The following is a 12,242-nucleotide window of genomic DNA, read 5'->3' as shown; positions in this document are numbered from 1 at the left end:
TTGACGCGGTCCCCGGCGCCTGACGCGTTCAGCATCTCGACCATGTCGCGGCCCTTGATGCGTCCCATGGTGATGGATTTGATTTCATCCCCATCAGCCGTGAGACGGACAGGGTAGGCCAGCGTCACAGTTGTCGTGCCGTCACCATTGATGACGACGCCTGGCGCGACACCTCTGACATCTGATACCGACCCACCAATCTCGATATTTTCGACGGTCATTTCAAAATCTCCTGATAAGTTCCTGCATTCCACGTCACGGGGCATTTGCCGCCCTCATCTGTCATGGTGGGTTTGTCCAAAATGAAGGCGTCGGGCATGACCCATGCCTGTCCGGTCAGAGTCTGAACTTGCAATTCGCCGACACTGTCCGTGTCGAAAGCGTCAAGCGACATGCCTTCATTAAGAATGACGGTGGCTTTGACCTCACCGGCCGAAAAAGTCTGATAACGCTGCACGCTGGTGCCGGTCACTGCGTCTTATTACTCATGCCCGGCAGCTTGATTGAGGATCCCGCGACGCACTCATAATATTTCCCGCGCCACCAGATTTTGAGAATTCCGATACTCTGCGCCATTTTACACCTGTAACTGAAGGGAGTTGGCAATCACCATCAGGCTGCCCATGATCTGCACGGGCAGCCGCGCATTGACGCGATTACGGTCAGTGCGATCCCGCTCGAATGTCGCCTGAGCGGACAGCGTCGCCGTGTTATCGAGCCAACCCATCTGACCCTCATAAATCACGCTTTGCCCGATCCATGAAAGCTTCAGCGTTTTGGGTGTCACGACATTATTTCCGCCACTATTGGCGACAGGTGATCCATCATCAGCAAGCTTGGCGCGCGATAGGTGCTGGTCACGTAAATATTCCATGCATAGCGCACGCGCGTCGCTGTCTTCGGGACCATGATATCACGCCAGCCCGAGGTGAGATTACCTGACCCATCCCGCTGCTTGGTCGTGACCACCCGCTCAAGCTGCACCGCACCATCCTGCGCGACATTGAAGCTGCTCATCCCCGACTGCAGCAGGATATTACGCATCGCATCCGAATAGCGATCCGCATCATCCGGCGCGCGCCCTGCCAATGACGTCAAAGCCAACGTGTGTAATTGCCGTGCCGGGTCCGCATTCAGCGACGTGGCCGCCACGGCACAAAGGGACGCGGCGGCCTCCCATGGCGCAAAGCGGGCCTTCTGTGCAGGCAGGATTGTGAGATGCTCGGAGTTCAATTGACCGGCCAAAGCCAGGGCTTCGCCATAGGTCGCGCGCATACTTATATATATGTGCGTGTCGAGTTTGATCATCGCATTATAGCGGCGCGCGGCTTCCTCCGTGAGGGCAGCAAGCGTTGATTCCTCAGCGGCAATCCATGCCATATCCGTGTACCATGTCTCCGCCACGACATTGAGCGCAGGCGCGATGTCGGGCATGCCCGTGCCCTGTGCCGTCTGCGTAATGGTCATGAGCACGCCTGTGACGCCGTCGCCATATTGCTGCCCGATACGCACGTCGATGTCGCGCGTCCATGCACCGCGATCAACTGAAGTCAGGACAAGGGATGAAGCCGACTTATCGAGACGCGCCGTTACACCGCATCGCCCGGTGAAATCACCGGCCTGCCAGGCATCAAAAAGTGCCGCGCTGAGATCGGCCGCGCCTGCGCCCTTTTTGATGGAAGCCGCAAACCGCCGTCCGCACACCTCAATTGCAAGTGTGCCCCGCGCCATGGCGGTGCCTGTCGGCTTGATCGACCACTCCGTTGGCGTTGCATCCTGCGTTGTTGCGACGAGGATCATGTCGGCTGCGGTATAAGGTGCATCCGCCGTAAATGTCGCGACCATCTGGGCTGCTGCGGAGCCCGAACCCGCAAGGCGCGAAGCTTCCGACCCCGTGATATTCGGATAGACGCGCAACGCCTCTCCCTGCCCAGCCGCACTCAGCACGCCGATCAGCAGGGCGCGCAGGGGCATGGCCTGGACGTTCGCGCCGCTATTCTGCGTGACGACTTCCGTGTAACTGCCTGGCACGGCGTAGGTGGAGGGAACTTCGGTAAAATCCACACTCATGCGCCCGCTCCCTTTCTTACGGCAATCGCCGTCGTCTCCGGCACGCGCGGCATTTTTCCGGCAGGTTCGGCAGGGGCGATATCGCCATTGGCGAGCAAAGCCGACCAGAAGCGATTACCGGGGTCGATTTCAAAAGGCTCCGGGCCGCATGTCCGGCCTCTCACATCTTTGATGACGCGACCGTTCGAGACGGTGACAAGCATCGTTTTACTCCTTTCGGATTTTCACAGTTTCTTCGGCGGTTTCGGCGGCGACCAACCATGTTTCGCGCAGGCGTAAAAACGCGGGGAGCGCTTCAGACAAAGTGACGTCATCCAACGCCACATCGCGTAATTCAATGGAGAGCCCAGCGAAAGCGGTGCGGTCGTCCAGCCAGTCGAGCCCGGCCGGGGCATCAACTTCACGCACATGCAGCGTGCCAATCGGGTCGATTTGCCGCCCATGTAGCATCGCGACAGCCATGGCCGTCATGCCAAGGATGCCCACACCCCAACGATCGGTGGAACCGAGATAAAGATGCTCGACCGAGTTATGATGGACGAGGAGAAAGACAGGGAAACTCAACGTCCCACGATAAACGGGTCCGGTATCTCGGGAGGGCCTCCAACCAGCCCAACTCAAGGCGATGGCGGGGCAGGCCCCAAGCATCTTGTCCCATACACCCTTCGTCGGCGAAGGCGGCATGACGAAATGCCGAAATGCCTGCTCCGGGAACGCCTCTTTCAGCTTGTCCTGTACGCCGAGAAAAGCCGCCCGCAGCACGTCGCCCTCAAGCAGCGCGTCGGGATACTGGTCGTCAGTATATTGGCGACTCACCATAATCCCGTCCCCTGCATGCTACGTGGGCGCGTTTGGATGCGGGACCAGGTTTCCGAGCGCTCATTAATGAGGCTCGCATCCAGCGTGGCTTTCCCGCTCGCAACGTCGGTCAGCCAGGCCAGCGCATCTTTACGTCCCGCCCTGATCTGCTCTGATGGTTCCCGGTCATTACCCTGGCAAAGGTCATAGCGGGCAATCGCACAAACCGCCCTCGTCACAGCCAGGTGAATTGGATGAAGCGGCAGCTGATAGCGACGCTGGAGATAGGTCTCGACGAGCTCCGACGCTTCTTCAAGCGCCCGATTGATGCGCGCGACATTCATGACGTCGCGGTCATCATTCAATGTTCGCGTGACATCAATCAACTCGCGCTCACCATAGCGGTCGATCATATCCTGGAGGTTGGCGTAGGCCATCAACCGACCTCGACGATCTCGAGTTGAGGCTCGTGCCGTAATGCTGTCAGCGTCGCGGGCGCCAGGGCTCCGGCGGGATAGACACGCACCGCGTCATGCGCGATCCCCGCACGACGGAAGCCGGGATCGCGGCAGATCACCAGCACATCGCCCTGCTGAAGCATAAGGCCGTGCCCGTTCGAGGTGACGCGCACCTGGGTCACATGACGGAGATCCGTTGCCGCTGCCGTTTCCGGCGGAGCTGCATTCAAATGCGCATCCTTGAGCATTTGATCACCGTCGTCAGTTTCAGGCGGCGCGTCGAGCAGATGGTCAAGCTTGTCCATTTGATCGGCACGCCCAATTTTCTTCGCCATATCAGCCCCCTACTTTTTGGCTGAGGCGCGGTGCGACCAGGAGTTTCGCTGCCCCCTTCCACGTGTTGGAGGACGGAATGAAAGTGCCGTCGGGCGCTCTTTCAGGGTTGAACTCCCCGTTGATCAGCCGCCGCGCAGCGCCTTCAAGGTTGTTGGGCACAACCATAAGGTCAGGCCGGATGCCATAGGGCGATCCGTCGCGGCGGCGTTGAGACGCCATGGCCGCCAATGCGTCCTCGAAACTCGTGCCATTAAGCGGCCGCGTCGAGCGATAGGCAAACTGATACATGCCCAGCCCGGCCGCGCACCGGCCGTCAACGCCCCAGATGAAATGATTGCCGTAAAAGACATTGCCGTCCGTCAGCTGCGTTTTGGGTGTGACCTTGAAAGGTCGACGCGGCTGGAAAATGAGCGGCTTCAGTGGCTGCGTGGTGCAGAAGAGATACCAGGCTGGCCCCTCCCCCTCATCTGATTTCGGCTTGCCGATATTTGAATATGGGACAGAGCTGCCATCCTCGGCGCTCGTCTGATGATCAGTATCAAAAAAATACTGCCCATCCATCCCCTTCGTGGAAGTGCCGGTTTCAAGCGCCTCGTAAACCAGCTTGTCAGGCAGGTCAGCCGCATTCTGCGCCAATTGCTGAACGGCAGGCATGAGGAGGCCAAATTGCTCATCCTCTAAATCTTCTCGGGAGATTGAGATTGTTTCCTCAAACGTTTTGTTACGGATACGAAACGCATCCGCTTTCAAACGATGGATGACTCGGTCGCCAACCCATTCCCGCAGACCCGGCAATTCGGCCAGGCGCGGATAGAAATTCTCGCCCGATGTCGAAGGGACAGTAAGCGAAAACTGCGTATAAGTCGGCTCAACCGTCTTGAGCTGTTGAGCAAACGCCATGCTGAGCTTCGTCGACAAGGCGTTGATGTTGCCGATATTGATTTCCATGATCTTTCTACCTCAGCCCACGGTCACAAAAGGCGTGCCGTCAATTTCGATCCCGGCCAGACTACCGACGCGCAGCCGCTTCCCGTCACTGCCGGTCTCAGTGAGGGTGACAGTCTCATCGTCGATCGCGTAAACCGGCTTGCCGACATCCGTCCAACTCGGCTTGGTATCGAAAGGCAGTGCAAAACATGCCTTCATGCAATCGACGTAGCCGGGATCGCGGTCGGATTGCTGATGACGCGCGATCCCGGCGACCGCCACGATCACGGATGCGCTATCCTTGGCACCGGCCGGGACGATGTGCCCGTCCTGACAGACAGCGCAGATCGCATGCCGGTAAACGATATGGCCGGGCGCGACCGTAAAGCCGAATTGCGGGGAAAGCGCGCCATGCTTCTCGTCAATGACGCGGTCATTTTTAAGCGCCATGGCTCTGGCCCCCTTTCTCAGTCTGAAGGCCAAGGGCGGCGTCCATTTTAGTGAAGAGCGCATTGCTCTCGCCCGTCACGGCTGGACGTGCCGCATGCAGGCCGGTGACGTCACGCGGAACATCGGGCAGCGCACCGACGAGTTTCTCAGCAAGCTCGGGTCGCTGCATGTGAACGGAGATGAACTCCTCAATCATCTCTTTCGGGATGACCTTCTCGCGTCCCATGCGCTCCACGAACTGCTGCGCGGCTGCTTTTTTATTGGCGGTTTCCAAAGCAGCGATCTGCGACTTGAGTGTCGCAATCTGCTGCGTGGCTGTTTCCTGCCCGGAAACACGCGCCCGTAGAGCGTGCAGAACGACATTTTCCTCAGCGTCATCGGCGACGCCCGCAAGAGTGGCCAATTTTTTGAGGCTTTGCTGGGCCGCGTGAGCAGACGTCAATGCGGAACGCACAGCGTCCTCATTGGCATCGCCATCCAGGCTCAACAGGCTTCGAATTTCGTCGAGGTCCATCCTCGGCTCCTGTGCTTGAGAGTGATGAAGGTGACTAAGGGGAAGGTTGGGCATATTGGTGAGGCTGGCGCGGGCAATCGTCAGCACATGACCGGCCTTGTCTGTCTGAATGACGGGCGACACGCCGCGATAAGCGCGCTCATCGAGCAGTGCCTTGCCCCGCGCATTCCAGCTCGCATGACCCCAGACGCCGTCACTGCGCGCTTCAAGCTGATCAATCCATCCAATTGCTGGTGCAGGACGGCCTTGCGGGGCTGCGAGGTCGGTCGCATGATTCTCGTCAATGACGAGTTTGCCCTGGGCACGCGCCAGGGAAGCTTTGATCAGAGCAGTCGCATCCGTGACGCGATACGGCCCCCGACCATCCCGGCCGCTGAACACGCCGCCGGGAAGCAAATGAATCCATTCGATCCGTTCACTCGGCTCATCTGGCAATTGCGTGGCACAACAAATGAGGTCATCATGTTTCATGCCTCCTTTATGCCGGGTTCCCCCCGCCGCAATCAGGCTGCATGTTTTCGACTCTCATATTTGCCCGTAGACGCAAAAAAAGGTGTCGGGGGCTACATTCCCCCAAAGACACCTTAAAAACGCATGTAGACCCGTTTTATTTCGTTTTAGAGCTGTATTAGAATTGAGTGTTCACTGACCGCCGCGCATTGCGCGGCTGAGATAGTCGTGAAGCTCATCCATCAGCACCTCTTTATCCGCATCCGTGAAGCCAAGATAAGGCCGCGCCGGAATGGTGACCTTCTTCATCTTATAAAGCTTCCCACCCATCTTAAAGGTGAGTGCCTTGGCGCTCTTCGGCCGGATGGTGCCACCGAGCTGATGGATGCGTGCATAAATCTTATTCGACCCCCAGACCAGGCGATGACGATGTATCTGTGATGTCAGACTGCCAATTAGCCCGGATGACACATTCCCGCGCCCGATCAGAATGGACGGGCCACGTTTCGTTTTGGCGTATTCAGGATGAAGTGGCGCGTAACTGGCCCACCGCTTTCCCGCCGGGTCCAGTCCTGCCCGCATGCGCTCTTTCGTTGACTCGATAATCTCAAGACCAAGCGCTCCGAGAACGCCTCGTGCATTCTGCTTCAGCGCGCCGATCACGCGCAGCGCGTCTTGCATGGGCTGGGTGGTGCCGGAAATATGGATGCCTGTCATTGTCGACTGCCTCGAGAATTGGGTTTGCAACGGTCAATGGAACACTCTGCTCACCCACCCAAACGTCAATCCCGCACATGCGCCCGCGCAGATGGCTGGGATGATTGTCATCTAGCAAACGAGTTGAATGCTGAAGTGAAAGTCATTGTGTCTAATCAGCAGTCACTGACGCAGCTAGTTCTTTAGTTGAATTGAAAAAAGGAGATTTAGATTGAGCTAAACGTTTATAAAGTGAGATGGATAACTCATTTGAACTTGTCACCACAAAAAAGAAAAATTGGGCCGAGCCGAACCAAATTATCGCAGAGAATGTGCCATCCAAAATTTGGAATCTATAGTCGAATTGGTCGGAGAGATTCATTTTGCCGCGACAAATTTCTGGCACCAACTCATGTAGACCGAAAAAATCAACAATGTTTTTTTTTGTAGGTCGACAGGTTTCAAAATCATTGAATGAACGTCGCCGGGGCAAATGTCTTTCGTGTGTAAGAAGTAAAGAGCTCGACCCAACCAGTGGGGCAATATCTTCAAAAGATGTTGCCCTTTTTCGCCGAATCTAAAAATGCCGTATTCTCCTTCAGGGAATATTACTGCCGACCCGAGATCGCCAAATAGGTCCCGTCTTCCCTGCTTTGCTTCATCCCCAACCAATTGTTTCACTTCGTCAATAATCCAGGGCTCATTATTGCGTACACCTTTCAATATTTTTTGATAAGCTTCATCGTCCTGTAGTTTCAGATCTTGCTCCTTGACGATATAAGCCAGAGCCTGTTCGTCGTGACTTTTTTTCGAATTACACGCTTCGCAAGCTGGGAAACAATAAGTCTCTGGCCAGTTTTTTCCTCTAAAGAAAATTCGTGGCGGGAAATGATCGACCGTCTCGGACTTTTTCCCACAATAGATGCACCGGCCGTTTTCAGGCAAAGCGAGGAACTTTTGTTTAAACTTTCTTTTACCCATCTTCTCTCCTCACTGCCTGCGCTGCCCTTTTCTTCCAATCCTGTGAAGTGGAAACGGACCCGCCGCCAGGATCGGATGGAACGGCGTTCGGGAAGGAGCTAATAACCTTGCTATACTAACGACAAATGACATATCCTCACTTTGGCGCGCAGTGACACGGTGATATTCCCCCAGCCGTAGGACGCCCTCGAAGGGCGGATCGCGATGTAGGGTTTCAGGGGGCCCTATCTGCGCGCCAACTCCCGGATCAGTTTATCTTCTTCTTCATTTCGATAAGGCGCAAGGCTGCTTTCTCCGACAATCGTGCGAGCGATGTGAGAAAAAGCTCGCTGCCGTCGGACGTGCGTTTGATCGCCAGGCGAAAATGCTCTTTATCCAGTGAACTGAGCAATAAGAGGGATTGCGGCGTGTTGCCTTCCTCTACAACAGTTAGATTGTCCAACATATCCGGTATCGCCTCATAAACTGTCGGCGACAACTCGGGATGCTTTGCCAGATTCTTGCTCAATGTGTCGTCCGAGAGCAGCACGGAATCCGTCTCGACATTTAGCGCCTTTGTCACCGTTTCCGGTGCTGTCGCGGCCTCCACGACGCCTGCTCGCGTGTCGAGCAGCTTCCTGATTTCCTTCTTCTGGACCGACCTCCTGACCTCGGGTGGGGCGGCGGCCGGTGGCTTGCCGTCAATTGCGGTCACCGGTTTAAGCGCGACCTCCGCCCGGCGTGCTTCTTCATCCATCCAGACTTTACCTGGATTGGTCTGAAAGCCCGGGCTGATCCCTGTCGGCACCTGCTCCGTCCTGCCCGTTGCCGGATTGACCCAAGGCCGAGTGACGATCTCCGGCGCTTCGTCCTCTTTCCATCCGTTCCGCGCCATTTTTCGACGCGACACGGGCTGAATCTCGCAATTACATCCCCACCCGTTAGGCGCAAAATGCGAGTACCACCACGGATTATCCGCACGCAATATGATGCCGCCCCACGCCTCGTGCACGATGCGGGGGTGCAAAGAGACATTGTGCACATAGCGCCAGTAGGGGAAAATCTCCAGCGCTTCAGGCGACGTCATCTTACGATAGCGTCCGGCCGCATAAGCCGAGCTCAGATTGGTGCGGTAGATGATCTCGGAGCGCCAGGCCCGATTGCCTTTATAGGACCAGCCGTGCTTGCCAACGATCCGGTCAAAATCCTTGCGGAATTCGGAAAGCGTTGTCCCGTCCGTCAGCGCCTTGTTGATGGCCGATTTGAAGTCATTTAAAAGCGCGTTTGAAGTTGCCCCGGCTACAGCAAATTGCTTGGCATGGGCCTCCGCCGCGAGCTCGCCCCACTGCTTCGTGCCCTTATTGGCTTTCTGCCGGAAAAACGAGATCGCCTCAGACGGCCGAAGCGCAAAGCCCGCGTCAAGCGCCGCGTTCATCATCCATATCCTGCTGGATGGCTGCTTCTCCGGCAAGCTCCGCCATGCATGCGAACTGCGCCAGCACGGTCGCAAATGCGTCATCATCCACGTCGAGATCATCCAGCCGGTCGCGGAAATCTTCCAGACTTGACGCCTGATTCATCACGTCCCGCACCTGGTCAATCATGGCGTCAAATGACGGTTGCGCCGCGCGGTGAAGCTCGTTGGTCATGATGTCGATCGGCATGACGCCATCATTAACGGATTGGGCGGGTGCAAGACTGTGCCGGCTCACCCGCTGCGTCGGGCGCTGAAGGAAGTGCTGCGGGGTGGGCTCAACCTTATCATTGGGCGTCGGCAGCGGCGCGCCGATAACCGAATCCCCGTCTTCCGGCGGTGAGAGATTCAGGCGGCTGAGGATGTCTTCAGCTTTCACGCGAAGGCCCTGCGGCCCGAGATATTGAAGCGCGCTAATGACGTCACTCATCGGCGCTTCATCCGGGCGGCCGACGCGTATCGTTGGGTAAAGCCCGTTACGCGGCACGCCAAATGACAAATCGATCATCGGCCGGACGATCTGTTCATTGATCGTCTGGGAAAGAAGCATGGCGTCGGCGCGCTCGATGTCGTCCTGCACCTGGCGATGAATGACGGCCGCCGCATGCGTGCCCTGCCGTGCATCTGTTGTGCCAACCTGCCCCAGGACAGCTTTACTCGTCTGCTCATCGAGCCACTTCGCACGGCGCTCGTAGACGTCGTTCGACCCTGCGCCGTTTTTCGGCTCAACGAATTCCAATTGCATGCTTTCCGGCACCATGCATGCCAGAGACCCCGCAATATCGATCAGCGCCCGCCACAATGTCGAGCGGTCTTCGGCCGTACTGTCCCGCCCGTATTTGCCGATGCGGATTGGCATGCCGTAAGCCTGCACAAAAACACCCCAATCGCGGGATGAAAACATCTTGAAAAGAGAATTGAAAGCGATCGCGCGAGTCAAACCCTGCGTGATGGTCAGGCCGCTCCAGCTCGGATGCCGGTGCACGACAATGCTGCGAGGTTCAAGTTCCTCAAAACCGATTTCGGGTGTCGCGAGATCAATCTTAGGCGTATATCGCGCATCGGCTCCGCTCCGCATTTTGACGGTTTCGCCGTCCTGCCATGAGATGTCAAACCAGCGTTGCGGGCGATAGATGAGCCGTTCGGGCCAGTAATTCCCCGCCTCCGCGTGCCATTTTATCGCTTGCACGGACCAGCCTTTCGCGACGGCATCGAGCATGTCAAACATGGCGCGCTGAAGGATTCCCTTCGCCAACCAGTCACGAATAAACGCGGCTTGTTTTTCTTGAGCCGCTTCGTTACCAGCCGCCTCCACCGTGACTGGCAATTGGCTAACCGTCCGCTTCCGCGTTGAAATGACGCCGAGATAATGGAGATCCTTCTGCTCAATCAGCTCGGCAAAAGTCTGCCAGGCGAGCGAATCTCCATTCGAGGCCGCGCGGAGCATTTCCCCAACATAATCCGGGTCAACCCAACTCATATCCATGGTTGAAACGGCGGGCCGCGCGCCTGTCAGCGTGGCCTCCGCCACGGGGCGCGTCAGCATGGACGGTGGAAAGGGCTTCCCCGTAATCGGGTCAATGAGTGCCATGATCCTGCACCTGCTTCGCCTTGGTCTGACAGGCCCGCGCCTGGTCGCGCAGGCCGATATAATCGCTCGCAACGCGCCGGATCATGCTTGCCTCTGTGTGGGCTTGTATTTCCCGCTTCAATTGCTGCTGATCAGCCACGGAATAGGCCGTGATGTGGGGGCATGTCGGGATATAAATTTTCTGCACGCGCGGCGCGCATGACGTGACGCTGCCCGAAAGCAGCGTCACAGCGGCAAGAGAGAGGAAGCGGCTAAACCGCATCACATCGTCCCGGCATCGAGACGCGCCATGAGCGCATCGTCGCTGACAGGCTTCTCCGCTTCGGCCTGAGCCATACGATCCTGCGTGTCGATCACGGCCCCATCATGGGCGGCCTGCGCTTCCGCCTGTTTAACGGTTTGTTTTGCAGTCGCATCGGCCTGCTTCTTCCGGCTCGTTTGCCATACGAGCCAGCCGAGGATCGCCACGCCCAGCGCGACGATTGCGTGCTTGATAATCCCGATAATATTGCCGATTCCCGAAATCATAATTTTAACCTCCATCGATGTTGCGCGGTCCCTGACCGCTCTTCGGCCAGTTCACGCTCGATCGGCCACGCGACCGGCGGCCCCGGCAGCTCGTTTCCCCAGGCGCGTGGCTGACTTGTGTAAGCATATTCGGTGACATCAGCGCGGCTCGCGGCGTAGGCCATGGCCAGCGCCACGGCGGCATCGCCATGACGCTGGGCCGTCTTGCCGCCTTTGCGCTGGTCCGGCACGCGCGCAACGCCGCGCACCACCTGCAAAAGCCTGATGTCGTCAATGATTTCACGGTCCTGCGGTAAGGTAAGTGCCGCATCTTCCATCGCCGCCTTGAGGGGCGGCATCTGCTCACGATACCACCCCTCAGAGAGCATCACGGCCTCAACGCGGCTGCCATAACGTTGCACCGTGACTTCCGCGAGATACTGCCCGTTGCCGCGTGCATCCATTTTTCCGGCACGCCACCGGGGCAGCCCGTCAAGAATAGCGAAGAGGATGCGTCGTTGCTCATCAAAGGGCACGTTCCGCAATTCGACGACGAGCGCCGTCTCGCGCCGCATGTCCGGGGCGATACCCAGAACCCAGATGACGGTTAAATCACCGGATCGGCCAAAATCCTCACCGAACACATAGGGGCGCTCGCGATCCAACGTTTCCAAGGTGGTGTTAATTTTTTCACTAATGAATGAGGCTGTTTCCTGAGCGCGCTGCGCCTCCGGCCAAAGGGAAAATTCTGCCGTCTGCGCCCAACGAATAACGGGAATATCGGCGGAAGCCCGGGCTTCAATGAGCGGCAACGGGATATAAGCCCCGGTGGATGGCGACGGGATGCAGAACAGCTCCTCATCAGCACCGGAGCCGTAAAATGCCACGATCTCATCACGCCAGGCAGATTGCGCCACTTTAGACCACGTGACCCCCGTCTTGGCGCAGATTTTCCGGTAGAGCCCCTGTTCCAAAGCGTCGTCAAAGGTGGTGCGCAGCAAATGATAAGGC

17 protein-coding genes and 1 pseudogene are annotated in these 12,242 nt (G+C 57.4%); all 18 read right to left on the bottom strand.

Features of this window, described 5'->3' with window-relative positions; all coding sequences use genetic code 11:
- Positions 1 to 221: hypothetical protein (locus tag CGLAMM_RS11135; protein ID WP_418115698.1), on the bottom strand; the 221-nt coding region annotated here is incomplete at its 3' end.
- The gene (locus tag CGLAMM_RS11130) at positions 218 to 472 is read right to left on the bottom strand and encodes a phage tail tube protein (protein WP_418115697.1); all 255 of its coding nucleotides are present in this window, start codon (positions 470 to 472) and stop codon (positions 218 to 220) included. The genes CGLAMM_RS11130 and CGLAMM_RS11135, both read right to left, overlap by 4 nt.
- Before the next feature lie 105 nt (positions 473 to 577).
- Positions 578 to 787, bottom strand: a complete 210-nt coding sequence (locus CGLAMM_RS11125) for a hypothetical protein (protein WP_418115696.1) — start codon at positions 785 to 787, stop codon at positions 578 to 580.
- Entirely contained in the window at positions 784 to 2,070 is a 1,287-nt protein-coding gene (locus tag CGLAMM_RS11120; protein ID WP_418115695.1) for a phage tail sheath subtilisin-like domain-containing protein, read from the bottom strand. Before CGLAMM_RS11120 ends, CGLAMM_RS11125 begins: the two co-directional genes overlap by 4 nt.
- Positions 2,067 to 2,273 carry a hypothetical protein gene (locus tag CGLAMM_RS11115; RefSeq protein WP_394818681.1) on the bottom strand — a complete coding sequence of 69 codons (207 nt, stop codon included), beginning with the start codon at positions 2,271 to 2,273 and terminating at the stop codon, positions 2,067 to 2,069. Before CGLAMM_RS11115 ends, CGLAMM_RS11120 begins: the two co-directional genes overlap by 4 nt.
- A gap of 4 nt (positions 2,274 to 2,277) precedes the next feature.
- Entirely contained in the window at positions 2,278 to 2,889 is a 612-nt protein-coding gene (locus CGLAMM_RS11110) for a hypothetical protein (protein WP_394818682.1), read from the bottom strand.
- On the bottom strand, positions 2,883 to 3,305 hold the full coding sequence (locus CGLAMM_RS11105) for a gp436 family protein (protein WP_394818683.1): 423 nt from the start codon (positions 3,303 to 3,305) through the stop codon (positions 2,883 to 2,885). The genes CGLAMM_RS11110 and CGLAMM_RS11105 overlap by 7 nt, the downstream gene beginning before the upstream one ends.
- On the bottom strand, positions 3,305 to 3,661 hold the full coding sequence (locus CGLAMM_RS11100; protein WP_394818684.1) for a hypothetical protein: 357 nt from the start codon (positions 3,659 to 3,661) through the stop codon (positions 3,305 to 3,307). Before CGLAMM_RS11100 ends, CGLAMM_RS11105 begins: the two co-directional genes overlap by 1 nt.
- A 1-nt stretch (position 3,662) precedes the next feature.
- Positions 3,663 to 4,610, bottom strand: coding sequence for a Mu-like prophage major head subunit gpT family protein (locus CGLAMM_RS11095; RefSeq protein WP_394818685.1), 948 nt, complete (start codon positions 4,608 to 4,610; stop codon positions 3,663 to 3,665).
- Positions 4,611 to 4,622: 12 nt separating this feature from the next.
- On the bottom strand, positions 4,623 to 5,039 hold the full coding sequence (locus tag CGLAMM_RS11090; RefSeq protein ID WP_394818686.1) for a hypothetical protein: 417 nt from the start codon (positions 5,037 to 5,039) through the stop codon (positions 4,623 to 4,625).
- A complete protein-coding gene (locus CGLAMM_RS11085) occupies positions 5,029 to 6,024 on the bottom strand; it encodes a phage protease (protein ID WP_394818687.1) in 996 nt (331 codons plus the stop codon). Before CGLAMM_RS11085 ends, CGLAMM_RS11090 begins: the two co-directional genes overlap by 11 nt.
- A gap of 171 nt (positions 6,025 to 6,195) precedes the next feature.
- Entirely contained in the window at positions 6,196 to 6,720 is a 525-nt protein-coding gene (locus CGLAMM_RS11080; protein ID WP_394819698.1) for a phage virion morphogenesis protein, read from the bottom strand.
- Positions 6,721 to 7,077: 357 nt separating this feature from the next.
- Positions 7,078 to 7,680 carry a hypothetical protein gene (locus CGLAMM_RS11075; protein WP_394819697.1) on the bottom strand — a complete coding sequence of 201 codons (603 nt, stop codon included), beginning with the start codon at positions 7,678 to 7,680 and terminating at the stop codon, positions 7,078 to 7,080.
- Positions 7,681 to 7,927: 247 nt separating this feature from the next.
- On the bottom strand, positions 7,928 to 9,097 hold the full coding sequence (locus CGLAMM_RS11070) for a phage head morphogenesis protein (protein ID WP_418115694.1): 1,170 nt from the start codon (positions 9,095 to 9,097) through the stop codon (positions 7,928 to 7,930).
- A complete protein-coding gene (locus tag CGLAMM_RS11065; RefSeq protein WP_394819695.1) occupies positions 9,078 to 10,724 on the bottom strand; it encodes a DUF935 domain-containing protein in 1,647 nt (548 codons plus the stop codon). Before CGLAMM_RS11065 ends, CGLAMM_RS11070 begins: the two co-directional genes overlap by 20 nt.
- Positions 10,711 to 10,986, bottom strand: coding sequence for a hypothetical protein (locus CGLAMM_RS11060; protein ID WP_394819694.1), 276 nt, complete (start codon positions 10,984 to 10,986; stop codon positions 10,711 to 10,713). Before CGLAMM_RS11060 ends, CGLAMM_RS11065 begins: the two co-directional genes overlap by 14 nt.
- Positions 10,986 to 11,252, bottom strand: a complete 267-nt coding sequence (locus tag CGLAMM_RS11055; RefSeq protein WP_394819693.1) for a hypothetical protein — start codon at positions 11,250 to 11,252, stop codon at positions 10,986 to 10,988. Before CGLAMM_RS11055 ends, CGLAMM_RS11060 begins: the two co-directional genes overlap by 1 nt.
- Positions 11,249 to 12,242, bottom strand: a pseudogene (locus CGLAMM_RS11050) (hypothetical protein); the annotation flags it as partial. The pseudogene CGLAMM_RS11050 and the gene CGLAMM_RS11055, both read right to left, overlap by 4 nt.

Source organism: Sorlinia euscelidii, assembly GCF_036452135.1.
Lineage (GTDB): Bacteria > Pseudomonadota > Alphaproteobacteria > Acetobacterales > Acetobacteraceae > Sorlinia > Sorlinia euscelidii.
The sequence above is the reverse complement of the archived record's forward strand: the minus strand, read 5'-3'. Positions and strand labels throughout refer to the sequence as shown.

Coding starts and splice junctions, on each gene's coding strand:
- CGLAMM_RS11120 (WP_418115695.1), bottom strand. CDS start 2,070: ATGAGTGTGGATTTTACCGAAGTTCCCTCCACCTACGCCGTGCCAGGC.
- CGLAMM_RS11115 (WP_394818681.1), bottom strand. CDS start 2,273: ATGCTTGTCACCGTCTCGAACGGTCGCGTCATCAAAGATGTGAGAGGC.
- CGLAMM_RS11110 (WP_394818682.1), bottom strand. CDS start 2,889: ATGGTGAGTCGCCAATATACTGACGACCAGTATCCCGACGCGCTGCTT.
- CGLAMM_RS11105 (WP_394818683.1), bottom strand. CDS start 3,305: ATGGCCTACGCCAACCTCCAGGATATGATCGACCGCTATGGTGAGCGC.
- CGLAMM_RS11100 (WP_394818684.1), bottom strand. CDS start 3,661: ATGGCGAAGAAAATTGGGCGTGCCGATCAAATGGACAAGCTTGACCAT.
- CGLAMM_RS11095 (WP_394818685.1), bottom strand. CDS start 4,610: ATGGAAATCAATATCGGCAACATCAACGCCTTGTCGACGAAGCTCAGC.
- CGLAMM_RS11090 (WP_394818686.1), bottom strand. CDS start 5,039: ATGGCGCTTAAAAATGACCGCGTCATTGACGAGAAGCATGGCGCGCTT.
- CGLAMM_RS11085 (WP_394818687.1), bottom strand. CDS start 6,024: ATGAAACATGATGACCTCATTTGTTGTGCCACGCAATTGCCAGATGAG.
- CGLAMM_RS11080 (WP_394819698.1), bottom strand. CDS start 6,720: ATGACAGGCATCCATATTTCCGGCACCACCCAGCCCATGCAAGACGCG.
- CGLAMM_RS11075 (WP_394819697.1), bottom strand. CDS start 7,680: ATGGGTAAAAGAAAGTTTAAACAAAAGTTCCTCGCTTTGCCTGAAAAC.
- CGLAMM_RS11070 (WP_418115694.1), bottom strand. CDS start 9,097: ATGATGAACGCGGCGCTTGACGCGGGCTTTGCGCTTCGGCCGTCTGAG.
- CGLAMM_RS11065 (WP_394819695.1), bottom strand. CDS start 10,724: ATGGCACTCATTGACCCGATTACGGGGAAGCCCTTTCCACCGTCCATG.
- CGLAMM_RS11060 (WP_394819694.1), bottom strand. CDS start 10,986: ATGCGGTTTAGCCGCTTCCTCTCTCTTGCCGCTGTGACGCTGCTTTCG.
- CGLAMM_RS11055 (WP_394819693.1), bottom strand. CDS start 11,252: ATGATTTCGGGAATCGGCAATATTATCGGGATTATCAAGCACGCAATC.